At 49.8% G+C, this 26,758-nt stretch carries 23 protein-coding genes and 1 tRNA gene; 8 read left to right on the top strand and 16 right to left on the bottom strand.

Annotated elements, in window-relative coordinates; translation table 11 throughout:
• Nucleotides 1-50: 50 nt before the first annotated feature.
• The 6 genes from EZ315_RS07405 to EZ315_RS07380 all read right to left on the bottom strand — a co-directional run bounded on the left by EZ315_RS07405 (nucleotide 51) and on the right by EZ315_RS07380 (nucleotide 4,864).
• Nucleotides 51-123, bottom strand: a tRNA-Lys gene (locus tag EZ315_RS07405).
• A 436-nt stretch (nucleotides 124-559) separates the two neighbouring features.
• Nucleotides 560-2,185, bottom strand: coding sequence for an Rne/Rng family ribonuclease (locus tag EZ315_RS07400; RefSeq protein WP_135471522.1), 1,626 nt, complete (start codon nucleotides 2,183-2,185; stop codon nucleotides 560-562).
• Nucleotides 2,186-2,499: 314 nt separating this feature from the next.
• Entirely contained in the window at nucleotides 2,500-2,784 is a 285-nt protein-coding gene (locus EZ315_RS07395) for an HU family DNA-binding protein (protein ID WP_135471521.1), read from the bottom strand.
• 153 nt (nucleotides 2,785-2,937) lie between these two features.
• On the bottom strand, nucleotides 2,938-3,711 hold the full coding sequence (locus tag EZ315_RS07390; protein ID WP_135471520.1) for a YjjG family noncanonical pyrimidine nucleotidase: 774 nt from the start codon (nucleotides 3,709-3,711) through the stop codon (nucleotides 2,938-2,940).
• A complete protein-coding gene (locus EZ315_RS07385; RefSeq protein WP_135471519.1) occupies nucleotides 3,708-4,394 on the bottom strand; it encodes a queuosine precursor transporter in 687 nt (228 codons plus the stop codon). Before EZ315_RS07385 ends, EZ315_RS07390 begins: the two co-directional genes overlap by 4 nt.
• The gene (locus EZ315_RS07380; protein ID WP_135471518.1) at nucleotides 4,391-4,864 is read right to left on the bottom strand and encodes a KdsC family phosphatase; all 474 of its coding nucleotides are present in this window, start codon (nucleotides 4,862-4,864) and stop codon (nucleotides 4,391-4,393) included. Before EZ315_RS07380 ends, EZ315_RS07385 begins: the two co-directional genes overlap by 4 nt.
• A gap of 128 nt (nucleotides 4,865-4,992) precedes the next feature.
• Here EZ315_RS07380 and guaA point away from each other — a divergent pair, with 128 nt between their 5' ends.
• Both guaA and EZ315_RS07370 read left to right on the top strand, forming a co-directional pair.
• Nucleotides 4,993-6,516 (top strand): glutamine-hydrolyzing GMP synthase, encoded by a 1,524-nt coding sequence (gene guaA / locus EZ315_RS07375; protein ID WP_135471517.1) that lies wholly within the window; start codon nucleotides 4,993-4,995, stop codon nucleotides 6,514-6,516.
• Between the two features lie 197 nt (nucleotides 6,517-6,713).
• Entirely contained in the window at nucleotides 6,714-7,937 is a 1,224-nt protein-coding gene (locus EZ315_RS07370; protein ID WP_124076696.1) for an IS4 family transposase, read from the top strand.
• A 128-nt stretch (nucleotides 7,938-8,065) separates the two neighbouring features.
• On the opposite strand, the gene EZ315_RS07365 is transcribed toward EZ315_RS07370, so the two are convergent.
• The 7 genes from EZ315_RS07365 to EZ315_RS07335 all read right to left on the bottom strand — a co-directional run bounded on the left by EZ315_RS07365 (nucleotide 8,066) and on the right by EZ315_RS07335 (nucleotide 16,119).
• Nucleotides 8,066-8,725, bottom strand: coding sequence for a cell division ATP-binding protein FtsE (locus EZ315_RS07365; RefSeq protein WP_135471516.1), 660 nt, complete (start codon nucleotides 8,723-8,725; stop codon nucleotides 8,066-8,068).
• A 48-nt stretch (nucleotides 8,726-8,773) separates the two neighbouring features.
• Nucleotides 8,774-10,948 carry a DNA helicase RecQ gene (gene recQ, locus EZ315_RS07360; protein ID WP_135471515.1) on the bottom strand — a complete coding sequence of 725 codons (2,175 nt, stop codon included), beginning with the start codon at nucleotides 10,946-10,948 and terminating at the stop codon, nucleotides 8,774-8,776.
• Between the two features lie 50 nt (nucleotides 10,949-10,998).
• Entirely contained in the window at nucleotides 10,999-12,288 is a 1,290-nt protein-coding gene (gene clpX, locus EZ315_RS07355) for an ATP-dependent Clp protease ATP-binding subunit ClpX (protein ID WP_135471514.1), read from the bottom strand.
• On the bottom strand, nucleotides 12,288-12,974 hold the full coding sequence (clpP, locus tag EZ315_RS07350; protein ID WP_135471513.1) for an ATP-dependent Clp endopeptidase proteolytic subunit ClpP: 687 nt from the start codon (nucleotides 12,972-12,974) through the stop codon (nucleotides 12,288-12,290). The genes clpX and clpP overlap by 1 nt, the downstream gene beginning before the upstream one ends.
• 63 nt (nucleotides 12,975-13,037) lie before the next feature.
• Nucleotides 13,038-13,577 carry an RNA methyltransferase gene (locus tag EZ315_RS07345; RefSeq protein WP_135471512.1) on the bottom strand — a complete coding sequence of 180 codons (540 nt, stop codon included), beginning with the start codon at nucleotides 13,575-13,577 and terminating at the stop codon, nucleotides 13,038-13,040.
• A 144-nt stretch (nucleotides 13,578-13,721) separates the two neighbouring features.
• Complete coding sequence (locus EZ315_RS07340; protein ID WP_135471511.1) at nucleotides 13,722-14,165, bottom strand: tellurite resistance TerB family protein; 444 nt, start codon at nucleotides 14,163-14,165, stop codon at nucleotides 13,722-13,724.
• An 85-nt stretch (nucleotides 14,166-14,250) separates the two neighbouring features.
• A complete protein-coding gene (locus EZ315_RS07335) occupies nucleotides 14,251-16,119 on the bottom strand; it encodes a TonB-dependent receptor (RefSeq protein WP_135471510.1) in 1,869 nt (622 codons plus the stop codon).
• Between the two features lie 133 nt (nucleotides 16,120-16,252).
• Between EZ315_RS07335 and EZ315_RS07330 the strand changes: the two genes are divergently transcribed.
• The gene (locus EZ315_RS07330) at nucleotides 16,253-18,991 is read left to right on the top strand and encodes a bifunctional fucokinase/fucose-1-phosphate guanylyltransferase (protein ID WP_135471509.1); all 2,739 of its coding nucleotides are present in this window, start codon (nucleotides 16,253-16,255) and stop codon (nucleotides 18,989-18,991) included.
• A gap of 33 nt (nucleotides 18,992-19,024) precedes the next feature.
• On the opposite strand, the gene yihA is transcribed toward EZ315_RS07330, so the two are convergent.
• The 3 genes from yihA to EZ315_RS07315 form a co-directional block, all read right to left on the bottom strand.
• Complete coding sequence (gene yihA / locus EZ315_RS07325) at nucleotides 19,025-19,639, bottom strand: ribosome biogenesis GTP-binding protein YihA/YsxC (RefSeq protein ID WP_135471508.1); 615 nt, start codon at nucleotides 19,637-19,639, stop codon at nucleotides 19,025-19,027.
• 42 nt (nucleotides 19,640-19,681) lie between these two features.
• Entirely contained in the window at nucleotides 19,682-20,758 is a 1,077-nt protein-coding gene (locus tag EZ315_RS07320; protein ID WP_135471507.1) for a GNAT family N-acetyltransferase, read from the bottom strand.
• Nucleotides 20,759-20,900: 142 nt separating this feature from the next.
• Nucleotides 20,901-22,424 (bottom strand): DUF4301 family protein, encoded by a 1,524-nt coding sequence (locus EZ315_RS07315; protein ID WP_135471506.1) that lies wholly within the window; start codon nucleotides 22,422-22,424, stop codon nucleotides 20,901-20,903.
• A 201-nt stretch (nucleotides 22,425-22,625) separates the two neighbouring features.
• Between EZ315_RS07315 and EZ315_RS07310 the strand changes: the two genes are divergently transcribed.
• From EZ315_RS07310 to rimO, 5 genes are all read left to right on the top strand, one after another.
• Nucleotides 22,626-23,273, top strand: coding sequence for a 50S ribosomal protein L25/general stress protein Ctc (locus EZ315_RS07310; RefSeq protein ID WP_135471505.1), 648 nt, complete (start codon nucleotides 22,626-22,628; stop codon nucleotides 23,271-23,273).
• A 116-nt stretch (nucleotides 23,274-23,389) separates the two neighbouring features.
• On the top strand, nucleotides 23,390-23,953 hold the full coding sequence (gene pth / locus EZ315_RS07305) for an aminoacyl-tRNA hydrolase (protein WP_135471504.1): 564 nt from the start codon (nucleotides 23,390-23,392) through the stop codon (nucleotides 23,951-23,953).
• Nucleotides 23,953-24,372 carry an RNA-binding S4 domain-containing protein gene (locus EZ315_RS07300; RefSeq protein WP_135471503.1) on the top strand — a complete coding sequence of 140 codons (420 nt, stop codon included), beginning with the start codon at nucleotides 23,953-23,955 and terminating at the stop codon, nucleotides 24,370-24,372. The genes pth and EZ315_RS07300 overlap by 1 nt, the downstream gene beginning before the upstream one ends.
• An 86-nt stretch (nucleotides 24,373-24,458) precedes the next feature.
• Nucleotides 24,459-25,427 carry a signal recognition particle-docking protein FtsY gene (gene ftsY / locus EZ315_RS07295; protein ID WP_135471502.1) on the top strand — a complete coding sequence of 323 codons (969 nt, stop codon included), beginning with the start codon at nucleotides 24,459-24,461 and terminating at the stop codon, nucleotides 25,425-25,427.
• Nucleotides 25,424-26,749, top strand: coding sequence for a 30S ribosomal protein S12 methylthiotransferase RimO (gene rimO, locus EZ315_RS07290; RefSeq protein WP_135471501.1), 1,326 nt, complete (start codon nucleotides 25,424-25,426; stop codon nucleotides 26,747-26,749). Before ftsY ends, rimO begins: the two co-directional genes overlap by 4 nt.
• The last annotated feature ends 9 nt before the right edge of the window (nucleotides 26,750-26,758 follow it).

Below are 26,758 nucleotides of genomic sequence, written 5' to 3'. Positions count from 1 at the left end.
TGAAAATTGTTGATTTTCAGAGGAATTCATCGGTCTGATAGACCTCATTGTGACCTCGGAGAGGCTCGAACTCTCGACCCACTGATTAAGAGTCAGTTGCTCTACCAACTGAGCTACGAAGTCATCATTTTGCAATTTAAAGATCTGTAATTTGTGATTTCAAACCTTTGCTGAGGCCTTTCCCTCAATTGCGATGCAAAGGTAGAGAGTTTTCAGGAACTATGCAAATACTTTGGCAACTTTTTTTGAAAAATAATGCAAAATACGCAAAATAGATATAATACTAATCTATTTCACCTAAAACAATCTGCGATCGGATTAAATTCTAAAACAAACACATCACAGATATGACAGCTGACAATTAAGCACCAATAGCCACATAGAACAAGGGTCTGCCATAATAACAATCATCAAAGAATACAATTCCCCAAAAGTATCCCATATTTAAACGCACAACAGAAAAGCCTCCCGCAGCTATTCATAATGCTTACCGGGAGGCTTGGATACTGTAAAAATATGGCGGGAGACAATATGAATCTCCACTGCTCAATGGGAAGGGCTATTCTTCCTTTGTACGGTTCTTGGTTCTGGATTTGGATTTCGTGGCTGATGACGCTATATCCTTTTCCTCTTTCAGATCTATCTCATTGTGCTCCTTGTCAAGCACGCGATACTGTAAATAAGCGAGTGACTCATCCGGGCAGAGGCGGAAACAGAATCCGTATTCCCACTGCCATTTACGATATAGCGAAGGGAACCCTTTCTTGAGATAGGCTGCCACATACGGATGAACATACAGGACAAAATCCTTTACTTTAAGTATATTAACCAGATAGTCGAGCTTCTCATGGAGAGTATCGGTAAAGAGCAGAGACGGCTGGACCTCGCCCTTTCCATGACAGGATGGGCATTCCTCGCTCGTTATGATATCAAGAGCCGGGCGCACACGCTGACGAGTGATCTGCATAAGCCCGAATTTGCTCAGAGGCAAGATATTGTGGCGGGCGCGGTCATTAGCCATCACCTCACGCATATGCTCATAAAGCTTCTGACGGTTCTCCGCTTTATTCATATCAATGAAGTCGACCACTATGATGCCACCCATATCACGCAGGCGCAACTGCCTGGCTATCTCGTCGGCAGCACGAAGATTCACTTCGAGTGCATTGCTTTCCTGGTCGGGGGCAGCCTTGGATCGGTTGCCAGAATTGACGTCTATGACATGAAGGGCCTCGGTATGCTCGATTATCACATATGCACCAGACTTGAAGGAAACTGTCTTTCCAAACGATGACTTGATCTGCCTTGTGATGCTGAAATGATCGAAAATGGGGACATCACTCTCGTAGAGCTTCACTATATCCTTGCTTTCAGGAGATATAAGCTCAACATATTTCGCTATCTGGCTGTAAGTCTCCTTGTCGTTGACATGAATACTCTCGAATGTAGGGCTGAACACATCACGCAGCATACCTACTATACGGCTTTCCTCCTCGAATATCAGTGCCGGGGCTGTCGCTGTGCGTGCTTTAGCCACTGTCTCCTCCCAGCATCTCAGAAGAGTGCGGAGCTCATGATGAAGATCTCTCACACTTTTACCTTCGGCTGATGTGCGTATGATGATTCCGAAATTCTTCGGACGTATGCTATCTATAAGTTGTCGCAGACGTAGTTTTTCTTCAGTGGTCTTGATTTTGGCTGACACCGAAATCTTGTCGCCGAAAGGTATCAGCACCATATATCGACCTGTGAATGTGATTTCGGTAGTGAGTCGCGGACCCTTGGATGATATGGGCTCCTTGACTATCTGTACGAGGAGTTCCTGACCCGGCTGAAGTACATTGGTTATAGTTCCGTGCTTATCTATGTCGGGCAGTCGCTTCATCTTCGACACCGATGTGTCGGCAGCTTTCTTGTCGACAATGGCACTCTTGATGAACGATGAATAGGTTGAGAATTGCGAACCAAGATCCAAGTAGTGAAGAAAAGCGTCCTTCTCGTAGCCAACATTGACGAAGGCGGCATTGAGACCCGGCATAAGCTTCTTTACTTTAGCCAGGTATATGTCGCCGACGGCATAGGCAATGTTGCGCGCCTCTTTCTGAAGAGAGACGAGCCTCGAATCCTCCAGAAGTGCTATTGAGACTTCGGAGGGCTGTACATCGACGATCAGTTCACTTTTCATTAATTCCTTGAATGAGGGTGTTGTAATTTTTATAATGCGCCGTGCCTGTCACGGCTCGGCGGGGAACGGTTTACATATGTATGCAATAACGCAAAGAACAAACCGAGGCACGGATACCGCACTTGTGAGCGAGCCCGGCTGTTAGTTTGTTCTTCGTGTTCATTGCGCAATGCTGGCGCGTCGGGCCGTCAATTACTTTTTCTTATGACGGTTCTTGCGAAGACGCTTTTTACGCTTGTGGGTAGCCATCTTGTGGCCTTTACGCTTTTTTCCGCTTGGCATGATTGCTATGATTAATGATTAGACGAATAAGATTAGTCAAGATTGTTCTTAACCTCCTCCATGAACACCTTTGCAGGCTTGAAAGCAGGGATGCGGTGCTCAGGGATGATGATGGTTGTGTTCTTGGAGATGTTACGTGCGGTCTTTTCTGAACGCACCTTGGTGATGAAGCTGCCAAATCCGCGGAGATAAACACTCTCGCCATGAGAGAGTGAATCCTTTACGGTCTCCATAAACTTCTCGATAGTCTCAAGTACATTGGCCTTGTCGATGCCTGTTGACTTGGAAATCTCGTTGACAATGTCGGCTTTAGTCATTTCTAAAGGTGGATTTATAATTTATTAAATATACTTCGCAGAGCTATACCCGAAGGGGGGTTCGAGTTTTGCAGGTGCAAATATCGTAACTTTTTTTGAATTGACAAAACCTTAAGCGATATTATTTCACATAAATTTCACTTTTTCACCGCATTACGCGTTATCGCTCCTCGATAACAGCGGTATCATCTCTCTCAAAGATGTGGTGATGATGCCATCCTGCGAGATTGAAAGCCTCCCGGCAGAGCAATCGAAGAGGACTGACCGCCATCCTGCGCCACGCGCCCCATCGATATCGGTTGACGGATTGTCACCTATCATCAGGTGACTGTCAGGACACATATCCCCCACTCTTTCCATGGCATGTATGAAGATGCGGGGATCAGGCTTGTTCACACCTATGTCATCACTCAGCACTACGGTATCCACGAGCGCATCAAGACCCACAGTGTGAAGCTTACGATATTGCACATCTCTGAAGCCGTTGGAGAGTATACCTATATTATAAGCGTGTGCACGCAGATGCTCTACAAGCTCCATTGCCCCTGGCACCATACACTTCTGCCTGGCAAGAATCGACAGATACAGTATATCCATATGCCTGGCTTCGGCAGCAAACTCCTCTTCACTGATAAGAGTGCGCTCCCTTATAGGATCAAGAAACCTGTGAAGGCGCAGATGCCCCTGAGTGATCTCAGCACGGTTATAACGGTCCCAAAGAGCATGATTGTGACGCATGTAGCATTCGATCCACTCGTCACATGAACGGAAATAACGCTCCAATGAGCACTGCTCGTAAGTGATACGCAATGCCGCGAGCGAATTGGCGCGAAAATCTATGAGTGTGTCATCGAGATCTATCCACACCCAACGTACTCCGCGCAGATATCTGCGCCCTTCATTCAATACAATGTCCGAAAGTGTCACAGCTCACTTATTTTCCACCATTTGTAGGATTTCGGGGCAACGGTGTCAATCGCACCCTCATACCTGCGCAGCAGATTGACAACACGCATGGTGACAGGAAGTATCATCACCTCATAAAGAGTCTTAAGCACAGTCTGTGTGACAATAAGCATCCCTATCTCGCCCCATGCCAAAACTCCTCCGAATGCTATCGGGAAGAATATCACCGAGTCGACCCCTTCGCCCCATAGCGAAGACACTATCGCACGAAGAGAAAATCCCTTGCCTCCTGATGAAGCCAGTTTCATTCTCGACATCACATAGGCATTAACCATCGAACCGCACAGAAACGCCACAAAGCTGGCAGCAAAAATCCTTGGCACAGCTCCGAATATCATCTCCATGGCATCCTGCCCTGCCCAGGAATCAGCCCCTGGAAGAATTATTCCAAGCTGTAGCAGCAGCGACACAAGCAGGTTCATACCGAAACCTATCCATATCACAAGACGAGCCTTGGCAAATCCATACACCTCCACTATACAGTCGTTCAGTATATAGGATATCGGAAACACTATGACTCCGGCAGTAATAGTGAGCGGACCGAGATCAACAGTCTTGATCTCCATAAGATTGCTGACAATAAGGCACACGCAAAATGTGACCGTAAGCAGCAGAAAAGTCACTGACAACTTAGCTTCTTTCATTCTTCGAGCAGTTGATTAATAAACTCGCGCACACACCCTTCGCCGCCGCGGAGTGTCATCACGCGCATACCAGGAATCCCTTTGACCTCAGGCACCGCATCGGCGGGACACGCACGAACACCTGCCGCCGCAAGCAATGCCGCACAATTGACATCATCGCCAATATATGCCACCTCATCAATACCAATCCCCAACTCTCCGCATATGTCGAGGGCAGCAGTCAGCTTGCCTCCGTCACGGCTCCCCTGCACCAGATAGTCGAGCCCGAGTTTGGCGGCACGAGTACTCACTATGGGAGTGTTCTCGCTTGTGACAATCCCTACTCTCACCCCCGCACGCTGAAGGAGCTGAAGCCCCATTCCGTCACGTGCGTTAAACTTCTTCATGACGTCACCCGAAGCAGTATAATACATACCGCCGTCCGTAAGAGTGCCGTCAACATCTGTAAGAAAGAGCTTGATATTTGACATCTGACTATGATTTATGGAGAGCAAAGAGGATTCCGAGGTGCAAAATTAGCAAAAAATCTGATGTCGGAGCGTGATATTTAACATAACAATTGCTAACTTTGCACAACAATCAAGATCAACAACTTCTTATGCAGGAAAAAATCATTATTCTCGACTTCGGGTCGCAGACAACGCAGCTCATCGGGCGGCGAGTACGCGAGCTCGGCGAGTATTGCGAGATCGTTCCCTACAACAAGTTCCCTTACGATGACCCATCGGTGATAGGAGTCATCCTCTCGGGCTCACCTTTCTCGGTGTATGACGAGAAAGCTTTCCGTACCGACCTGTCGCGTCTGCGCTCTCATCTGCCGGTGCTCGGCATATGCTACGGCGCACAGTTCATAGCTTACACTTCAGGAGGCTCGGTGGAGCCGGCACCGTCACGTGAATACGGACGCGCCCATCTGTCAAGCATCGACAATGAAAACCCATTGATGCAAAATATTCCGGTAGGCTCCCAAGTATGGATGAGCCATGGCGATACCATCACGTCAATCCCCGACGGATTCAGGACCATAGCGTCGACCGACAAGGTAAGGATCGCAGCCTATCAGGTAGAGGGGGAAAATACATGGGGCGTACAGTTCCATCCCGAAGTGTTCCATTCGGAACACGGAACACAACTCCTGCGCAATTTCGTAGTGGACATATGCGGCGGCAAGCTTGACTGGACCGCAGAATCATTTATAGAATCAACCGTCAGATCACTTCGCGAACAGCTTGGCGACGACAAGGTGGTGCTCGGACTGAGCGGCGGAGTGGACTCGTCGGTAGCGGCAGTACTCCTGAACCGCGCGATCGGCAAGAATCTCACCTGCATATTCGTGGACCACGGAATGCTCCGCAAGAATGAATTCCGCAATGTGCTTAACGACTACGAATGTCTCGGGCTCAATGTCATAGGTGTAGACGCATCAGCCAAATTCTTCAGCGAACTGGAAGGCGTCACCGAACCTGAACGCAAGCGTAAGATAATCGGTAAAGGATTCATTGACGTATTCGATGAAGAGGCTCACAAGATAGAAGATGTAAAGTGGCTTGCACAAGGCACCATCTACCCCGACTGTATAGAATCCCTGTCAATAACCGGCACCACCATCAAGAGCCATCACAATGTAGGAGGTCTGCCCGAAAAGATGAACCTTAAGCTATGCGAGCCACTGCGCCTTCTTTTCAAGGACGAAGTACGCTCCGTAGGGCGTCAGCTCGGTATGCCTGAACACCTCATCAAGCGTCATCCATTCCCCGGACCCGGACTGGCGGTACGCATCCTTGGCGACATAACTCCTGAGAAAGTAAGAATACTCCAGGATGCCGACGATATCTTCATCCAAGGACTCCGCGACTGGGACCTCTACGATAAGGTGTGGCAGGCAGGAGCAATCCTTCTGCCCGTACAGAGCGTGGGCGTGATGGGCGACGAGCGTACCTATGAACGCGCCATTGCGCTTCGCGCCGTGACTTCAACCGACGCCATGACTGCCGACTGGGCACATCTGCCTTACGACTTTATGGCAAAGGTGAGCAACGACATCATCAATAAGGTAAGAGGTGTCAACCGAGTATGCTACGACATCTCCTCCAAGCCGCCGGCAACCATAGAGTGGGAATAACCTGACAACATCCATAATATTCAACAAGAGAGGGTCGCTGAATTCAGCGACCCTCTCTTGTTGAATATCGCATCGTAAAATATACTATTACTGTCCGCTAAACTTTTTTAGTAGCGGTTGAAAATTAGGGCTGGCACCTATTGCAGGAGTCAGCCCTAAATGGTTATTTTGATGTCGCCAAACTATCTTAAATAACCATGAGTAAAAGTAGTAATTTCTTCGGACAGCCGACATATGGTCAGCTGATAAAATCACTTGATCGTGAAAAAATAGTTGAAATCAGCCGAAAACACGGCGGAGAGAAGTATGTCAAGAGCTTTGACGGCTATACGCATTTGCTTACGATGCTATATGCTGTCATACAGCGCTTCGATTCATTGCGTGAGATAGAGACTTCTATGACAGCCGAGGTACGCAAACTCCATCATGTAGGCATTGACACTGTGCCCAGGCGGAGCACCTTGTCGGATGCAAATGCCAGACGTTCAGAGAAGTTCTTTGAAGATGTATACCGCGACTTGTATGCAGCCAATAAAGACATTCTTTCCTCGGACAGCCGACGCAATGGCACGGAAGAGTGGATAAGACGGCTTAGAATCATCGATTCCACTACAATCACGTTGTTCTCCAATGCTATTTTCAAGGGTGTTGGCCGTCATCCGAAGACGGGAAAGAAGAAAGGCGGCATCAAGGTACACTCGGTCATACATGCCAACGAGGGCGTTCACTGCGACGTACAGTTCACTTCGGCAGCGACCAATGACTCCTTCATGCTTGCACCGAGCCATTACAGCCACAACGAGATAGTAGCACTTGACCGTGCATATATCAACTATGCCAAATTCGAGGAACTGACGGATCGAGGGGTGGTATATGTAACCAAAATGAAGAAAAACCTCAGTTATGAAATACTTGTGGACTGTATGCACCAGAATCCGCAGGGACTGATGGAGTACCGTGAACAGGTCGTAGTGTTCCGTAAAGACGGCATCAACCACATTGCAAGAATAATCACATACGTTGACATTAAGAAAGGCAAGAAGCCAAAACTTATATCGCTTCTCACCAATGACTTCGACATGCCTCTGGAGACAATCGTGGCCATCTACCGTCGCCGATGGCAGATTGAGTCGCTTTTCAAGCAGATAAAGCAGAACTTCCCTTTGCGATACTTCTATGGCGAAAGTGCCAATGCCATAAAAATACAGATTTGGGTAACGCTCATAGCTAATCTGTTGCTCTCGGTCTTACAAAGCACCTTGCAAAGGCGTTGGAGCTTTTCTGGACTGGCTACAATCGTCAGAATTGTACTGATGTATTATCTGAATCTCGAAAAGTTCCTAAATCAGCCCGACGCTGACTTGAAAATCATGCTCGCAGAGGCCTCGGAATCCCCTCCTGAAGATCCCGAAAACTGCTGAGGGGGCTTGTCAAATACAAAAAGTAAGCCCAACTTCTGCTGTTCAAGAAGTTGGACTCACCCTTTTATGGTTTAGCGGACAGTAAAAAAAATATACGTGACAATCAAACGATGCAGAAAAACCTATCTTTATCTCAACGTACGTTGAGAACAGATGAGAGTTCGTGCCGGAAACTGCTCCACAAGCGACATGTTATGCGTAGCCATAATCACAGTCGTGCCCTCCCGGGCTACAGTGTGAAGATAGCTCACTATGGACTCGCCGGTGGAAGGGTCAAGATTACCGGTAGGCTCGTCAGCAAGAATCAAAGGAGGCTTATTGAGAAGAGCCCGCGCTATCACTATGCGCTGCTGCTCGCCTCCCGACAACTCATGCGGCTTCTTGTACTTCTTGTTCTCCATGCCTACACTCTTAAGCACATCTGATATGCGCTCATCAATCTCCGCACGATCAGTCCATCCTGTAGCCCGAAGGACAAAACGCAGATTATCCTCCGCGCTGCGATCGGTGAGCAACCTGAAGTCCTGGAATACAATACCTATCTGACGACGCAGATAAGGGATATCGCGCGACCTTATGGATGAAAGGTCATAATCGAGCACCCGCGCGCTCCCTGATGCCACAGGAACGTCGGCATAGAATGATTTCAACAAACTCGATTTGCCGCTTCCCACTTTACCAATTATATACACAAACTCACCCTGACCCACTTTCAGATCTATATGTTTGAGAGTGATCAGTGAATTGCGATGTATAGTGACATCCCTGTAGTCTATGACGTTAGGCATTATCTTTACTGATTAGCGGAAAGCGTGAATGATGTTAATTGAAATGGATCAGTTTCCCATCTCGGAAACGAACTTGATATGGGCAAGGCGTATCTCATCCTCCGTGAAGTCGTTGCCGAACTCACAGAACGCGTTATTGAGATCGTCGGTCTCATTGTCCCTGAAGAAATCGAAAAGCTCCTCCTGGGAGTCTTCATCGATTATATCATCGATATAATAATTTATATTAATCTTTGTACCGGAATATACTATTGCCTCAATCTCGTCGATAAGCTCGCTGAATTCCAGCCCCTTGGAATGAGCTATCTCCTCAAGAGGTATTTTTCGGTCAATGAGAGTGATTATGTACAGCTTGGTGGAATTCTTGTCAGGGATGCTGCGAACGCGAAGATCCTCCGGCCGCTCTATCTCGTTGTCCTCAACATGACGTTTGATAAGCCTTATGAAGTCGGCTCCGTAACGCTTCGCCTTGCCGATACCCACACCCGGGATGTTCTGCAACTCCTCGATTGATATCGGATAGGTGGTCGCCATAGCCTCCAGCGATGGATCCTGAAATATGACATACGGAGGCAATCCCTGCTGCTTGGCAACCTTCTTACGAAGGTCCTTGAGGATACTGAAAAGTTCGGTGTCGGCAGCACATGAAGCACCGCTCTTCATCATCTCTGGTTCCGGTTCGTCCGAAAAATCGGAGTCCTCTACCACCTTGAAAGACTCAGGCTTGTTGAGGAACTTCTTACCTTTAGATGTGATCGAAAGTGTGCCATAGTTCTCTATGTCACGCTCCAGATAACCCATCTGGGTAGCCTGACGTATAACGGCACTAATGAGACGATCATCGGCACCCTTTTCACAGCCGAACACTTCCAGTTCGTCGTGACCATATGATTTGACCATAGGAGTGGTACGTCCGAGCACTACATCACTCACATAATCAGCCTTGAATTTTTCCTTAAGAGCGATGACTGTCTCAAGCACCGCGCACAAATCTTCTTTAGCTTCCACTTTTTTCTTGGGATTTAAACAGTTGTCGCAATTGTGGCAATTGTCTTCTTGGAATTGTTCACCAAAATAGAAGAGGAGAGAACGCCTCCGGCAAGAACTTGCTTCGGCGTAGCTTTGAGTCTCAAGCAATAGCTGCTTGCCAATCTCTTGTTCGGCCACAGGCTTACCCTGCATGAACTTCTCCATCTTCTGGAGGTCCTTTGCCGAGTAGAATGTTATACATTGTCCCTCACCGCCGTCACGTCCTGCCCTGCCGGTCTCCTGATAGTATCCTTCAAGTGACTTGGGCATATCGTAGTGTATCACAAATCTCACATCGGGCTTGTCGATACCCATTCCGAATGCTATGGTGGCGACTATCACATCCACTTCCTCCAGCAAGAAAGCATCCTGGTTGGCACTGCGCGTTGCAGCATCCATGCCGGCATGATAAGGGAGTGCCTTTATGTCATTGACGCGGAGCATTTCAGCAAGTTCCTCCACCCTTTTGCGGCTCAGGCAGTATATTATACCGCTCTTGCCTGGATGGGACTTTATGAACTTTATGATCTCCTTGTCAATCATCGAAGTCTTGGGACGGATCTCGTAATAAAGATTCGCACGGTTGAAAGACGACTTGTAGACCACGGCATCAGCCATCCCAAGGTTCTTCTGTATGTCATGCTGCACTTTAGGGGTGGCTGTAGCTGTGAGAGCAATCACAGGACGAGCGTCTATCTCATTGATGATCGGGCGTATCCTGCGGTATTCCGGACGGAAATCATGCCCCCACTCAGAGATGCAATGAGCTTCGTCGACAGCATAGAATGAAATCTTGACCGTCTTAAGAAACTCTATGTTCTCCTCCTTGGTCAATGATTCAGGAGCCACATACAGAAGTTTGGTCTGACCTGAACGTATATCGGACTTCACCGTGTCGATAGCGGCACGGTTGAGGGATGAGTTGAGAAAATGAGCCACTTTATCCTCTTCGCTGAAATGACGCATAGCATCAACCTGGTTCTTCATAAGGGCAATCAGAGGGGATATCACTATTGCAGTGCCATCCATCATAAGAGCCGGAAGCTGATAGCATAGCGATTTCCCTCCACCTGTCGGCATCAGGACAAAGACATCATGACCGTCAAGCAGGCTTGTCATAATGGCTTCCTGGTTCCCTTTGAAGGAATCAAATCCGAAATGCTCCTTTAATGCAGCGTGAAGAGTCTTGTTCATGGCTTGAGAGGGGTGTTTTTAGGTGAAAGGTGAAAGACAGGTGATGGGTATCACCCGATATATGCCTTCTTTATTTTCTCTTCTGCAAATTCACGTGTTATCACGAGCTCGTTGATCTTCAGTGAAGGTGTGTCGTACATGGGGTCCATCATCACAGTCTCCACAATCGTGCGCAGACCTCGGGCTCCGAGCTTATATTCAATAGCCTTGTCGACAATGAATTCAAGTGTCTCCGGAGCAAATGTCAGCTTGACACCGTCCATCGCGAAAAGCTTCTCATACTGGCGTATGATAGCATTCTTTGGCTCGGTAAGTACCTTCAGGAGAGCATCCCTGTCGAGCGGGTCGAGATGTACGAGCACCGGGAGACGACCTATGATTTCAGGAATCAGCCCAAATGATTTTAGATCCTGCGGGGCGATATACTTCAGATAGTTGTCAGAATCGATCTTAGAACGTTCGGCACGTCCGGTGAACCCCACCACATGAGTGTTGAGACGATGGGCTATCTTGCGTTCTATTCCGTCGAATGCGCCTCCGCAGATGAAGAGAATATTCTTGGTGTCCACCGGTATCATTTTCTGCTCGGGATGCTTGCGTCCACCCTGAGGCGGCACATTCACCACTGATCCCTCAAGGAGTTTCAGCAGACCTTGCTGAACCCCCTCGCCCGACACGTCGCGGGTGATGGACGGATTATCGCCCTTGCGGGCTATCTTGTCGATCTCATCGATGAATACAATGCCTTTTTCTGCTCTTGCCACATCATAATCGGCAGCCTGGAGCAGACGCACAAGAAGGCTCTCGATATCCTCACCGACATATCCAGCCTCGGTTAGCACCGTAGCATCCACTATGGCAAAGGGGACATCGAGCTGACGGGCTATGGTCTTGGCAAGTAGAGTCTTGCCAGTTCCGGTAGGACCTACCATTATGATGTTGCTCTTCTCGATATCCACATCGTCGCTTGTCTGGGCAAGACGTTTGTAATGATTATACACCGCCACAGACAGATACTTTTTGGCATCGTCCTGACCTATCACATACTGGTCAAGGAACTCACGTATCTGCACCGGTGTCGGGAGCTTCCCGACAGGTTCCGAATCCTTTTTGGTCCCTTTACGTCCTTTGGGATGGGCTGGCACATCTCCTCCTTCGGGGAAATAATCCTTAAGCAGACCTTCAATCTGAGCTACACAGTCGCTGCATATATACGCATCACCCAATGGACTTGGCACAAGGATGTCAGTATAGGAAGGCTCCTTTCCGCAGAACGAGCACTTCACAGTAGACGATCCTATGCCGCCGTTACCATTGTTGTTACCACTTTTCTTTGCCATTATTTCTTTTCAGGAAGAAGCACATTGTCAATCATACCATACTCCTTGGCTTCCTGGGCTGTCATCCAGTAGTCACGGTCGGCATCAGCCTCTATACGCTCAAGCGACATCCCTGAATGGTCAGCGATTATCCTATAAAGCTCAGCCTTGTACTTGAGTATCTCACGAGCTGTTATCTCGATATCAGATGCCTGACCCTGCACACCGCCGAGAGGCTGATGGATCATCACTCGCGAATGCGGGAGGGCAAGACGCTTGCCCTGGGCACCTGCCACAAGAAGAACCGCCGCCATGGATGCTGCCATGCCGATACATATTGTGGACACATCGCTCTTGATGTGCTGCATTGTATCATAAAGTCCGAGACCGGCTATCACTGATCCGCCAGGTGAGTTCAGGTAGATGGATATGTCCTTGCCTGGATCGACCGAGTCAAGATACAGGAGCTGTCCCTGCACAACGGTAGCAGTATAGTCGTTGACATCAGTGCTAAGGAAGATGATGCGGTCCATCATCAAGCGGGAGAATACATCCATCTGCGCCACATTGAGCTGACGCTCCTCGATGATGGTGGGGGAGATATATGACGATGTGATCTGCTGAGCAGCTGCCGAAGCATACTGGTCGAGAGCAAGACCATTCATGCCGAGATGATGCACGGCATAGTTTCTGAAATCTTTATTCATATATGTCTGGTGTGTTTATTTCGTAATGTAAAATTACAAAAAATCCAACTAAAATACAAATCCTTACGAAAAAAGTTTGTCGAGATGGGTGAAGAAGTGCCATATTGCAATCCCGCCCGACACAGACACATTAAGCGAATGTTTCGTGCCTCTTTGCGGGATCTCAAGACACACGTCACACTGGTTGACGATTTCCTGGTCCACTCCGTTGACTTCATGCCCAAGCACCAGCGCGTAACGCCTACCTGACTGGGGAATGAAATCCTGAAGTTCTATACTGCCTTTTACCTGCTCAAGGCAGCACAATGTATATCCATCGCGCTGCAATGCACCGATGCACTCGCGAGTATCGGAGAAATACCCCCATTCCACAGAATCCTCCGCGCCCAAGGCTGTCTTATGTATCTCAGGCGATGGAGGACAAGCGCTGATGCCGCACAGCAGAATGCGCTCAACGGCAAAAGCGTCGCACGTGCGGAATATCGCACCTATATTATTAAGACTGCGCACATTGTCAAGCACTATGGTCAGGCGCATCTTGGGCTGACGCCTGTAATGCTCTACATCTACACGATTAAGATCCCAAATACTTTTTTTCTCCATTCTTTCAAGCAGTGACTTGACACAAAGTTAATAAAACTTACACTCCCATACAAATACCGGAGCGAAAAAAGCGACCAGCCCTCCCGGATCTAAGCCGCGACAGAGGGTTGGCCGTGTGTGTATAAGGCTACGAGCTTTACGCGCCTATGCCTTATTCTTGATGATCAGCACCTCGATGATAGATACTGCTGTAGCTTCGGGGATCTGAAGTGACTCGGCGAGCTGGTTGATGATCTCCTTCTCCTCATCCTCCACAACACCATCGGCAAGTGCGATATCAACAGCACAAGCGAAAGCGGTAAGCTTCATATCCTCGGGAAGACCCTCTACAGAACATGCCACGAGCGCGCTGGCTCCCTGGTTCTTGAGGATACGGAACAGCTTATCAAACATCTTGTCGAAAGCCGGCCCTGAAAAATTATCATACAGACGCAGACGACGCAGATAGGCGCATATGCCGTCCCATTCTGACTGGGCGATGCTTCCGTCCGCCCCTGCCATAGCAAGAGCTATACCTGCAAACGATTCCTGCTTACTGAGCTTGTCCTCTTCGGGCACAGCTTTGAAAATCTTGTCAAATAGTCCCATTGTAGTATGTTTTTTAGATTGGATTGAATGTAATCTGTACCACAAAGGTAAACACTTTATTCTGAAATACCAATACCGCTCAGAATCAAAAATTCAATTTAACACCGCCAAGGGCAGTGAAGCCAGGCATATCGTAGCCTCGGTTAATTACATAGCGCGAATCGGTGATATTCTCCAACCTCATGAACACACAGGCATAACGGCACGCCTGATATGCCACCTTGAGATTCAGAAGCGCGTAAGATTGCCTGTCAACAGACTCGTGAACATAGAGACCGCCCACTCCTTTCAGGTCGGCACTTATATTGAGCCGGTCACTGGCATGCCAGTCAGCCCCGAGATAGTACTGATTGCGCGGAGCTCCGGTAAGATTTTCGAGCGAAGTGTGCAGATAGCTGTATGTGGCACTGAGCATAAGGCTGGAAAATGGATGGGATGTCAACGACAGTTCAACACCCTTGTTTATGAACCGACCTGTGTTCTGATTCTTCATGTCGAGAGTCTGTATCATATTGTCACCCTTGCAATAGTAGGCTGTCACCGAGGCTCCAAGATATCTCGAAAAACTCTTGCCTACCGATATCTCATAATTCATCATGGTTTCAGGCTCAAGCTCCGGATTAGCCATACGGTACAGATAAAGCTCTCGGAACGACGGATTTCTATAGCCCTTTGAGACTGAAGCCTTGATATTGAATCCGGCTCCGGGATTCACGGAGAATCCCGCCTGAGGTATCCATCGGGTGTCAAACTTGTCACTGCTACATATCCTCAACCCTCCGTTAATCACTATCAGTTCGCCAGATACAGCCTGCGAAATAGTTATATACGGAGAGTATTCAGTGACAGTCTTTCGGTCGATCGTCGTCACCGAGCCTTCCTCGTGAGGCTTTCCACCCGATATGGGTATCTTCCCTGAATAAGTGTTGAAATCAAACCCTCCCGTCATCTGTGCGCCACGCCACGGATGAAAGTTCTGATAAACAAGCACGCCGAGGCGGTCATCACTGCTACGGAAATGACGCGGATCATCGATCACATGATTCCCCCAGCTGTAATAAAGCATCGCGCTGCCGTTGGTCGAACCATGATTGTTAGTCAACGACAAAGACGCTTCGCCCCGCGTCACACTCTGATGATACACATCTTCCGACTCCGGATCGGAGAGCTTAGGATACACAGGGTCATCACCTTTGAAGTTGGTAAGAGTGAAATCGGCTCCCGCCTTCCACGCCTTACTTATGTCATACCCAATCTTACCATAACCGCCTGACTGCCTGAAATCAAACCCTTCCACATTACCGTCGGTACGATCGTATGACAGCGATACGAGCGATGAAAAACGCTCTGCCCTAACAGTGTTGGATATGGACGAAAGCCATGTGTTATAACTTCCGTACTGGGTTGACAGTGTAGTGCTGACACCTTGCCTTTCAGCATTGCGCGTTATCACATTGACAACACCCGCCATGGCATTGGAGCCATACAGCACCGACCCCGGGCCACGGAGCACCTCTACACGCTCAACCCTTTCCTTGTCATAGAAATCGGCTACATGATGGGAATAGATCCCGGCAAACTGAGGCTGACCGTCCACCATCATGAGCACTCCGCTTGCCCTGTCGCCACCGACTCCTCGCATCTTGATATGCCCGGAGCCGCCGTTGCTCACCCCGAAACCTATGATGCTACGCTGGGTGACAAACAGGCTCGGGACCTGTCCGGAAATAGCGGACAGCACCTGAGTCTGACCTGTGGCTTCAAGCTGACGATGGCTGACGACCGAAACCGTATAAGGGGTAAGGTCACGGCTCACAGCCTGATTGGAGCCTGTCACAACCACTTCATTGAGGATAAGGTCCATGGAGTCCGGTGTCTCACTATACGCGGCCGACATTCTTATCGGCAAGGTGATAGCTGACAATGACAACAGGATGATGTGAGATGTTTTCATGGTGGTAAATCTGTAACTGTTATGATAATAGGGTGACAACTTCTTTTTCCTGACACAAAGGTACGGAATAATCACATATTTTCACTAAGTTTGCACTCTCAATGCCATCACACGAGACATCATCTCAAACGTTATGCCTAAGAAACTTCTATCATTGCCACCCAATCTTGTCAACGATTTCCACAACGTCACAAGCCTCTCCGATAAAGAATATTTCTGCACCTCCGACCCGATAAATGCACGCCTCGGAAGCGGAGGAGGCACCTCCTGGCTACTCGAAGAGTGCCACAGAGCATGGGGAGGAGACGCTGATTTCGCAACCTGGCTCGCAGAGGAGAAACGCATACTTCTTCATGCCGGAGGACAGAGCCGACGCCTGCCGGCGTATGCCCCATCAGGCAAAATACTGACTCCTGTGCCAATATTCAGGTGGGAGAGAGGTCAAAAGCTGGGGCAGACTCTGCTCGACTTACAGCTCCCGCTATATGAGCGCATCATGGATGCTGCGCCCGACAGGCTTCACACCATGATAGTGAGCGGAGATGTGTACATACACACCTCCGAGGCGATCCCTCAGGTGCCTGATGCCGACGTAGTATGCTACGGACTATGGCTTGACGCGTCGATAGCACGCAACCATGGGGTGTTCTTCAGCCATCATGACACCCCCACGCGCCTCGAACGCATGCTTCAGAAACCATCGGTGGAAGAACTCAACACACTGCTACAGGAAGGATATTATCTCACGGATATAGGGGTATGGCTACTTAGCGACAGAGCTGTGGAGCTGTTGCGCAAACGCTCAAGGAATGCCGACGGCAATCTTTGCGAATACGACCTCTACAGCCAGTTCGGAGGAGCATTAGGCACTAACCCCACCAACCCCGATCCGGAGCTTGCATCCCTTTTGGTTGAGATTGTGCCATTGCCGGGGGGTAAATTCTACCATTATGGGACCACCCGCGAGATGATCACATCCACGCTGGCAATACAGAACCGAATAAACGATCAACGTGAGATAATCCACCGCGACTGCAAGCCCCACCCTTCAATATTCGTTCAAAACTCACTTTTATCCCGACGCTTCACCGGCGATAACACCAATATATGGATAGAGAACAGCTGCCTGGGTCCAAAATGGCAGTTGACAAAGGACAATGTTGTGACCGGAGTTCCCGACAACAACTGGGACATAACTCTACAAGCGGGACAGTGTGTTGACATTGTCCCTGTGGGGGACGACGGCAGATATGCTGTCAGAGTCTACGGAATAGATGATAAATTTGCTGGAGCAGAACAGCAACGCCGACGCTTCCCTGTGGTATCCACACTTGAGGAAATGGAACAAGCCATCAAGGATCAGCTGCAAGGGATTGAAAGCCTGACGGCTGAACGTATGATGAGCGCGGAGGAGCTGTCCAACGAAGCATCCTTGCCACGACTCGTGGCTCAGCGTCACAGATACCGCAACTCCAACTGGAAAGCCATTGCTGACAATCATGCCCACAGTGTGTTCTATCAACTTGATCTGCACGATGCCGCCAGGCAATTCGCTGAAAACGGCATAGAGCTGCCAGGAGAGCTGTCACAGTCGGAACCGTTGATAAAACTCATGAGCGACTCAATGTTTCGTGCCGAGGTATACCGTCATTGCGGCAAAAAGCATGACAACTATGAGGATAAAGCTTTCGAAATACTCCGTTCCGCACTCACATCCACGGTACTTTTCCGCAAAGAGCTTCCCATAAGAGCCGTATGCTCCGACCAGATCGTATGGAGCCGCTCTCCGGTACGTATAGATATCGCTGGAGGATGGACCGACACACCTCCGTATTGCCTTATGGAAGGAGGCAGTGTGATAAATATGTCAATCGAGCTCAACGGTCAGCCGCCGTTGCAGACCTATATACGTCCATGCAAGGAACCCCATATCGTGTGCCGCAGCATTGACCTTGGAGCAGCAGAGACCATCAGCACTTACGAACAGTTGCTCGATTTCAAGAAGGTGGGTTCACCGTTCTCCATACCCAAAGCGGCTCTCGCTCTTGCCGGGTTCCATCCGCAATTCTGCGCCGAACACTTCCCATCCCTGCGGGATCAGCTGTCCGGCATGGGTGGAGGACTCGAAATCACACTTTTCTCTGCCATTCCGGCAGGGAGCGGACTCGGCACAAGCAGCATCCTCGCATCAACCGTACTCGGGGCCATAAGCGATTTCTGCTCCCTCGCCTGGGACAAGACCGAGATATGCAAACGGACCCTGGTGCTCGAACAGCTCCTCACAACCGGCGGCGGATGGCAGGACCAGTATGGAGGTGTGATGGGAGGCGTGAAACTATTACAATCCGCCAAAGGTCTCGAACAGGACATCCTGTGCCGCAGACTTCCTTCCGATCTCTTCACTGACCCTCAGTACGCGCCTTGCCACCTGCTGTTCTACACAGGACTAACCCGCACAGCCAAGGATATACTTGCCGAGATAGTGCGCCGCATGTTCCTCAATCACGGAGCACAGATACAAATGCTCCGCGACATGAAACATCATGTATCAGACATGTATGACGCAATACAGCGTGACGATTTCAACCGCATGGGACATCTCATCGGACGCACATGGCAACAGAAAAAAGGCATAGATCCCGGCACCAATACACCTGCTGTAGAGGCAATCACACGCCTTGTGGATGATCTTTGCCTCGGGTACAAACTACCCGGAGCAGGTGGAGGCGGATATCTGTATATGGTAGCAAAAGACCCCGATGCGGCATCAAGGATACGTCATATACTATCCACCGCACCCGGGCTGCCTGATAACTCACGCATGGTGGATATGTCACTCTCACTGCGCGGACTCCAGATCACGCGCAGTTAGAAACTGCCTGTATATTTAACGCCATTACATCCGTCATTCCTCCTCAATCCCGACCGGAAGCTTGTTGAGCTGCTCGATATAGTCGAGCAGCTCCTCTTTACCGCGTCCATCCTCGCTTGAGGTAAGGAACACAGGAGGAAGCTCTTCCCAGGATTCGAGTAACTTGTTGCAGTATTTCTGCACCTTACGGCGTCCGGCATCATTGCCGAGCTTGTCAAGCTTTGTGAACACGATGGCGAAAGGCACCCCATTCTCTCCAAGCCAGTTGAAGAATTCAATGTCTATCTTCATCGGCTCATGGCGAGAGTCAATTAGCACAAAAAGATTGGTCATCTGCTCTCTACCGAGGATATAACCCTTTATCATAGTCTCAAGCTGCTCACGCTGTTGCTTGCCACGCATAGCGAACCCATATCCGGGCAGGTCGACTATATACCATTCTCCATTCACAAGGAAATGATTTATCAGAAGGGTCTTTCCAGGCGTGGAGGATGTCTTGGCAAGCTTGCTGTTGCCGGTAAGCATATTTATGAGAGATGATTTCCCCACGTTGCTTCGCCCGATGAAAGCATACTCATGCCTCATACCTTGCGGACATCGCGAGTGAGTGGAATTGGATATCTCAAACCGTGCTGAATTAATAATCATGATCTTTTTTGAAATATAATAATTTAATGATTGGCGGGACGTTCAGTCCAGCATAAGGCTTATCATGGGTCTTACCGATGGGAAACACATTATATCGCCTATCTCCGAGGACGAGAACGCCACATCTCCGAGCACATCTATAGGGACGTCCATGTCAAGACGCCCTGAATAGCTGTCGTCAATCTCACACCTGCCACCTTTGATGATGTAAGTATGAGAATTCACCTGAGGGAGAAGAGGGTCCGTGACGCGTATGCGTGATGCCCATTTCGGATTGGCTTGTGCCACAGTCTCCAGCAGCAAGCCCGCATTCACCACACGCGCCATGCCTCTTGGCATGAGCCTTCCGCCCATGGTGTCACCCGGACGACCGAGAAGAAGGAAAGGCACTCCGGGATGCAACTCCCTGAGCCTGCGTAGCGCGGCTGTGCGTGCCTCATCATCCTCACCCATGACATCCTTCACGAGAAGAAGATCATCAAGCCTCACTGCCCATGCCATAGATACGATGCGCGGACCAGAGTCCTCATCGTCAGCAGCCATAGCCACAAAGTCACCACTATCGCTGTCAAGATCAGCTCGAATGTTGTCCATATCCCTGCGAGTGTGTGTAATGTAGCTTTCGCGCTTGTGCTGGAAGCGGTCAAACGCATCCCACACATCATCGTCGGCTATATCCTCAACCGCATGGTATTCATTTTTTACAGGGAATGAATGAAGCGATGTGAAACGCTGCTCCTTGGTGAAGAACACGGTCGAGAACCCGAAACGCTTATAGTAATAATACAGCGCGCTTCTCGCAGGGATAAGCGAACAAAGCATATCCCCCCTCTGTGCCGAGACTTCAAGAGCCTCGCGCATCAGTTTCGACATATATCCTTTGCCTCGATGAGACCTGCGCGTAGCGGCTCCGGCCAAATAGCTGACAGGCACCTCGGCACCGTGAAAGGTCATACGGAACTGCTGTAGAAGCAGACTGCTGACTGTGACACCGTTATCATCCACATAAGTGAGTGCCTCGTCATCGCGATAAACACGGTCAAAATACATCGACACATATTCACGAGAATCGCTGAAACTCTCACGCCATATTCTTATAATATCATCTCTCTTGCTCATAGTAAATTTATAACAAGGGAGAGTGGAGAAATGTTATTGATTTAAATCCGCCAATTTTTGGAATTCATAATGCCGGACAATCAGGACCGCGGCATGCCGCGGTCCTGATTGTCCGGGCTGACTATATTCGGTGTATCTTGGTTTATCCCTGGTGGGCTGGACGCAGCAGATCGTTTACGGTCTTCACAGGATTGAAAGTGGAGACAGGCACCTCCACAAACACTGTGTTCCAATCGCTCATAGCACCGTTCCACAATCCAGGCAGCTCCATTGCACGAAGCTCCTTACCGTGGCTCGACTTCGAAGAAATAAACCCTGTAGCATGATCGACATACGAGGGCAGGTCAAACTTCTTGCCATGAATGTCCTTGATGTAGCACACAAGGTCGACAGGATTGAAGTGAGTAGCGGTAGCCATCATCTTCATGTACTCCTCGTTGGATGGATCGACCTGATTGCTCTCAAGAATCTGCGGCGATGAAGATCCGTCGGCATTGAATGCAATGAACGGGCCTCCGCCCGGTTCTCCCTCGTTGCGAACCATTCCACACACTCGCAAGGGACGGTTGAGCTTACTCTTAATATACTCTGCCACAGAGTCATCGTCCATATCATCAAGACGAGCGTCATTGACATTCAGCACATTTTTCAGATAGTCGACCATGCCTTTGAGGTCGGATGATGTATAATCCTTCTCTTCAAGGGCTATGAGGTCATCCTCTATCTGGTCGTGAACCTCAAGCAGAAGTCCGCCAAGGATCTCCTTGTACTTAATCGTATCGGCACGGCGTGCATCAGGCACCACATTGTCGATGTTCTTTATGAACACCACCGCGCTTTTTATATCGTTAAGATTCTGTATGAGCGCGCCATGACCTCCGGGACGGAACAGCAGGTGCCCATCCTCCCGGAACGGCGTGTTGTCAGGATTAGCGGCTATGGTATCGGTAGATGGCTTCTGCTCGCTCATTGTCACAAAAAATTTCTTGCCTGTGCGTGCCTCAGCCTGAGGTATCACCTCGTCAAGCTTAGCCTGGAAGAGATCACGATGGCTGGCAGACACAGTGAAATGCAGGTGGACCTCACCCTTTGAGTTGGCGGCTGTCTGCGCCCCCTCTGTGAGATGTTCCTCTACAGGAGTGCGCGACCCTTCGGGATAGCTGTGGAATTTCAATAGCCCCTTTGGCAAACCTCCGTAGTTCATGCCCTCCGCGCTTACTATTGCTGCGATCACATCCCGGTTGCGGCCGGCATCAAGAAGCTCCTTCAAGGCACAGCCATACAGCTTTTCGCAAGCGGCATTAAGCTCAGGAATGAATGGAAGCTTGTCTATATCGGCGATCAGCTTAGCCACAGGGGTCCCCTCAGCCAACTCATCGGTACCGCCGTCAACATACTCAAAAAGAGCCTTGAACATACGAGAAGCAGCCCCTGATGCAGGAACGAACTTGCACACCTCCCCTCCGTGGTCAAGATATTCATGCCATCTGTCCAATGCGGCGTTAACCTCCTCATCCGACAGTCGGAATATGCCGGCGTCAACACGCGCTGCATCTTTTATCTTTAAATATGGGAATCCTGTCACGAACCGGGACAGCTGCGCCTCAGCATCAGACTCGCTGATACCTTTCTGAGCAAGCAGTTCTTTATCTTGAGGTTTTAGCATAAGGTAATAGTGATTAGTTTTATATTGTAATAATTGATTATGCCTCAAATTTAAGAATTATTTTTTAAAATACGGCACGTTTTCACAAAAAAATCCGTATCTTTGCAGTCGCTTTTTAGCATCCCCGTGTGATGGGAAATTAAGGAGCATTCAGAAATCACTTAATTTTGAGTAACACAACCATTTAAACCAACCAAAGAAATGAAAACATTTCAGCTCAACGCCGAAGCCCGCACCGATCTGGGCAAGAAGGCTGCAAAAGAACTCCGTAAGAACAACCTCATCCCCGTTGTGCTCAACGGCGGCAGCATCATCGAGCTCCCCTTCGCAGGAACTCTCAAGCCCGGCGAGAAGATCATTGAAATCAGCAACGGCAAGGGCATCATCACTACTGACCTCGTTGTAAAGGCTGAGGATGTACGCAAGCTCGTGTACACCCCCGACATCTTCGCTATAGAGCTCACTGTCAACGGCGAGAAGCGCAACGCTGTCCTCAAGGACATCCAGTTCCACCCTGTAAAGGACAACATCCTTCACATCGACCTTCTCGAAGTATTCGACAACAAGCCTGTCACCATCGAGGTTCCTGTTAAGCTCGAAGGCCACGCTGAAGGTGTGAAGGCCGGTGGTAAGCTCACACTCTCCATGAAGAAGATCAAAGTAAAGGCTGTATACACCCAGATCCCCGAGCGTGTTGTCATCAACGTTGACTCACTCGGCCTCGGCAAGACAATGCAGATCGGCGACCTCCACTTCGAGGGTCTCGAACTCGTCAATGCCAAGAACGCAGTCGTATGCGCCGTTCAGCTCACACGTGCTGCCCGTGGTGCTCAGGCTAACGCCCAGTAATACGGACATCGCACACAATAGCTGTCAACCTAATTCTTCACAGGCTTTCACCACCACAGGTATGAAAGCCTGTGAATTTATATACATAGCTCCACAACCACAATCCCGCAATATAAATGAAATACCTCATAGTCGGTCTCGGCAACATCGGTTCCGAATATGCCGGCACACGGCACAACGCCGGATTCATGATAGCCGACGCGCTCGCGGCAACTGCCGGAGCGACATTCTCCACCGAGCGTTACGGCGACATTGCACATATGCGCGTGAAGAACGCTCAGATCACCATCCTAAAGCCATCCACCTACATGAACCTCTCAGGCAATGCCGTGAGATACTGGAAAGACAAGGAAGGGATAGAGACCGAAAACATCCTCGTGCTCGTCGACGACTGCGCCCTGCCCTTCGGAGCCATACGCGTCAAGCCATCCGGAAGCGATGCCGGACACAACGGACTTAAGAACATTGCCCAGATGCTCGGCACTCAGGCATATGCACGCCTGCGTTTCGGCATAGGCAACGACTTTCCGCGCGGCGCACAGATCGACTACGTCCTCGGGCACTTCACCCCTGAAGAACTCACAGCCATGACCCCACGCATCGATATCGCTATTGATGCCATAAAGGCATTCTGCCTCGCAGGAATACAGAACGCAATGTGCAACTACAATAACAAGTGATGAACGAAGTACGTATAGACAAATGGATGTGGGCGATGCGCATATTCAAGACACGCACCATAGCTACTGACGCGTGCAAGAAGGGGCGCGTGCTGATGGGAGGAGTTGCCGTGAAACCCTCACGCACCATCAAGGAAGGTGACATAATCAATGTGCGCAAACCGCCGGTCACCTACTCTTTCCGCGTCAAGGCTTTGGCGCAGAACCGTCTTGGAGCCAAACTGGTGCCGGAATATATGGAGAACATCACGCCAAAGAGCGAACTTGATCTCCTCGATGTGGTACGCATATCAGGATTCATCGACCGCCGCAAAGGTCTCGGACGCCCCACCAAGCGTGAAGGCCGTGACCTCGCCGAATTCACCGATTCCCTCTCCGACGGATGGGACATCGACTTCCTCGACGATGACGACGAATAACGCCAAGGGTATTTCCTCTGAATTTCATTATTGCGATTCTGCCGGAAAATGCCTAACTTTGCATCTCTTAATTTCATCCTCAAGATATGGGACTATTTGACCTGTTTTCGCGCAAGAAAGAGAAGAAAGAAACCCTTGACAAAGGGCTTGAAAAGACTCAGCGCGGACTATTTGACCGCATCTCTCATGCCATCGCCGGGAAATCTACTGTCGATGACGATGTGCTCGACAATCTCGAAGAGGTGTTCGTCACCTCCGACGTAGGTGTCGACACCACTCTGCGCATCATCGACCGCCTCCAGGCACGTGTTGCCAAGGACAAGTACGTGGGAGCGTCAGAGCTCAACCGACTCCTGTGTGAAGAGATATCCGAGATGCTTGCCGAGAACGGCGAGACATCATCACTCGATGACTTCTCTCTTCCCGAAGGGAACCGCCCCCATGTAATAATGGTGGTGGGTGTGAACGGTGTGGGAAAGACTACGACCATAGGCAAGATGGCAGCCCAGTTCAAACGGGCCGGCAACAAAGTCGTGCTCGGAGCAGCCGACACTTTCCGTGCCGCCGCAATTGAGCAGCTTGAGGAATGGGGCCGCCGAGCCGATGTGCCTGTAGTGAAACAGAAACTTGGTGCTGACCCTGCATCAGTGGCTTTCGACACACTCCAAAGCGCGATAGCTAACAACGCTGATGTTGTAATAATCGATACCGCAGGCCGTCTGCACAACAAGAAAGGCCTCATGGACGAGCTCACCAAGGTGAGAAACGTAATGCAGAAACTTATCCCGGACGCTCCTCATGAGGTGCTCCTCGTGCTCGACGGCTCAACAGGACAGAACGCCTTCGAGCAAGCCCGGCAGTTTGTGGCTGCAACCCAGGTCAATGAGCTCGCGATCACGAAGCTCGACGGCACAGCCAAGGGCGGAGTGGTAATCGGCATAAGCGACCAGTTCAAGATACCGGTCAAATACATCGGACTCGGCGAGAAGATCGACGATCTGCAAGTGTTCGACAAACGCGCTTTCGTGGAATCACTCTTCGGAGAAAAGAAATGAAAGGCGAAAAGATAGCCATAATATCGCTCGGATGTTCCAAGAATCTCGTCGATTCGGAACGCCTCATGCGTATGCTCGACAGTGTAGGCATAGAAGTAGTGTACCCCGATACCCCCGCCTCGGAAGCATCTTTCATGCGCAGCCGTAAAGGCAAGCACGTGGTCATAAACACATGCGGATTCATTGGCGATGCCAAGGAGGAATCCATAAACGAGATACTGAGATGGTCGAAGCTTCGTAAATCAGGCAGGATTGACGGTCTTTACGTGATGGGATGCCTGTCACAACGCTACATGGAAGAACTTCCCGACGAGATCCCCGAAGTGGACCGATGGTACGGTAAGACCGACTGGCACAAGCTTGTCAGCGACCTTGCCAAGAAACATCCGGGGTCAGTCCCATACGACCGTATCCTCACCACGCCGCGTCACCACGCTTACCTGAAGATAGCCGAGGGGTGCGACCGTTTCTGCGCTTTCTGCGCCATCCCCCTCATCACAGGCCGATACACATCTCGCCCTGTAGAAGAAATTGTCGACGAAGTGAAGATGCTTGTGGACCGTGGTGTGAAGGAGTTCAACGTCATAGCACAGGACCTGACCTCCTACGGCAGCGACCTCTATGGCAAGCCCGATATAGCAAGGCTTGTCGAAGCCATATCCGATGTTGAAGGGGTAGAATGGATACGTCTCCACTACGCCTATCCCAACGAATTCCCTATGGATCTGCTTGATGTAATGGCATCCCGAAAAAATGTGTGCCGTTACCTCGACATAGCCCTGCAACACATATCCGACAAGGTGCTCTCCAACATGAGACGTCACATCACCGGAGCCGAAACCCGATCACTTCTCGCAGAGATACGCCGGCGTGTGCCAGGCATACATCTGCGCACCACACTGATGGTAGGATTCCCAGGTGAGGGGGAAGAGGAGTTCCGCGAGCTCATGGACTTTGTACGCGAACAGCGATTCGAGCGCATGGGGGCATTCGCCTACTGCGAAGAGGACGACACCTATGCGGCGCGTCATTATGACGACTGCATCCCCGAAGATGTGAAGCAGGACCGCCTCTCTCGCCTTATGGCTCTTCAGGAAGAGATCTCAGCCGAGATTCAGGAGAGCAAGACCGGCACCGTTCAGCGTGTCATAATCGACCGTGAAGAGGCTGACTCCTATGTGGGCCGCACACAGTACGACTCCCCCGAAGTAGACCCGGAAGTGTTGATAGAAAAATCCGTCACCCTGAAACCGGGGGACTATTGTAATGTTAAAATCAAGACGGCTTACCCCTTCGAACTCGCAGGGGAAGTCGTGATATGACAATATATG

Origin of the sequence: Duncaniella freteri (assembly GCF_004766125.1) — a bacterium.
Classification (GTDB): Bacteria; Bacteroidota; Bacteroidia; order Bacteroidales; family Muribaculaceae; genus Duncaniella; species Duncaniella freteri.
The sequence above is the reverse complement of the archived record's forward strand: the minus strand, read 5'-3'. Positions and strand labels throughout refer to the sequence as shown.

Excerpts from the sequence above, each read along its gene's own strand:
- EZ315_RS07400 (WP_135471522.1), bottom strand. The coding sequence starts at position 2,185 with ATGAAAAGTGAACTGATCGTCGATGTACAGCCCTCCGAAGTCTCAATA.
- EZ315_RS07395 (WP_135471521.1), bottom strand. The coding sequence starts at position 2,784 with ATGACTAAAGCCGACATTGTCAACGAGATTTCCAAGTCAACAGGCATC.
- EZ315_RS07385 (WP_135471519.1), bottom strand. The coding sequence starts at position 4,394 with ATGAAAGAAGCTAAGTTGTCAGTGACTTTTCTGCTGCTTACGGTCACA.
- EZ315_RS07380 (WP_135471518.1), bottom strand. The coding sequence starts at position 4,864 with ATGTCAAATATCAAGCTCTTTCTTACAGATGTTGACGGCACTCTTACG.
- guaA (WP_135471517.1), top strand. The coding sequence starts at position 4,993 with ATGCAGGAAAAAATCATTATTCTCGACTTCGGGTCGCAGACAACGCAG.
- EZ315_RS07370 (WP_124076696.1), top strand. The coding sequence starts at position 6,714 with ATGAGTAAAAGTAGTAATTTCTTCGGACAGCCGACATATGGTCAGCTG.
- EZ315_RS07365 (WP_135471516.1), bottom strand. The coding sequence starts at position 8,725 with ATGCCTAACGTCATAGACTACAGGGATGTCACTATACATCGCAATTCA.
- recQ (WP_135471515.1), bottom strand. The coding sequence starts at position 10,948 with ATGAACAAGACTCTTCACGCTGCATTAAAGGAGCATTTCGGATTTGAT.
- clpX (WP_135471514.1), bottom strand. The coding sequence starts at position 12,288 with ATGGCAAAGAAAAGTGGTAACAACAATGGTAACGGCGGCATAGGATCG.
- clpP (WP_135471513.1), bottom strand. The coding sequence starts at position 12,974 with ATGAATAAAGATTTCAGAAACTATGCCGTGCATCATCTCGGCATGAAT.
- EZ315_RS07345 (WP_135471512.1), bottom strand. The coding sequence starts at position 13,577 with ATGGAGAAAAAAAGTATTTGGGATCTTAATCGTGTAGATGTAGAGCAT.
- EZ315_RS07340 (WP_135471511.1), bottom strand. The coding sequence starts at position 14,165 with ATGGGACTATTTGACAAGATTTTCAAAGCTGTGCCCGAAGAGGACAAG.
- EZ315_RS07335 (WP_135471510.1), bottom strand. The coding sequence starts at position 16,119 with ATGAAAACATCTCACATCATCCTGTTGTCATTGTCAGCTATCACCTTG.
- EZ315_RS07330 (WP_135471509.1), top strand. The coding sequence starts at position 16,253 with ATGCCTAAGAAACTTCTATCATTGCCACCCAATCTTGTCAACGATTTC.
- yihA (WP_135471508.1), bottom strand. The coding sequence starts at position 19,639 with ATGATTATTAATTCAGCACGGTTTGAGATATCCAATTCCACTCACTCG.
- EZ315_RS07320 (WP_135471507.1), bottom strand. The coding sequence starts at position 20,758 with ATGAGCAAGAGAGATGATATTATAAGAATATGGCGTGAGAGTTTCAGC.
- EZ315_RS07315 (WP_135471506.1), bottom strand. The coding sequence starts at position 22,424 with ATGCTAAAACCTCAAGATAAAGAACTGCTTGCTCAGAAAGGTATCAGC.
- EZ315_RS07310 (WP_135471505.1), top strand. The coding sequence starts at position 22,626 with ATGAAAACATTTCAGCTCAACGCCGAAGCCCGCACCGATCTGGGCAAG.
- pth (WP_135471504.1), top strand. The coding sequence starts at position 23,390 with ATGAAATACCTCATAGTCGGTCTCGGCAACATCGGTTCCGAATATGCC.
- EZ315_RS07300 (WP_135471503.1), top strand. The coding sequence starts at position 23,953 with ATGAACGAAGTACGTATAGACAAATGGATGTGGGCGATGCGCATATTC.
- ftsY (WP_135471502.1), top strand. The coding sequence starts at position 24,459 with ATGGGACTATTTGACCTGTTTTCGCGCAAGAAAGAGAAGAAAGAAACC.
- rimO (WP_135471501.1), top strand. The coding sequence starts at position 25,424 with ATGAAAGGCGAAAAGATAGCCATAATATCGCTCGGATGTTCCAAGAAT.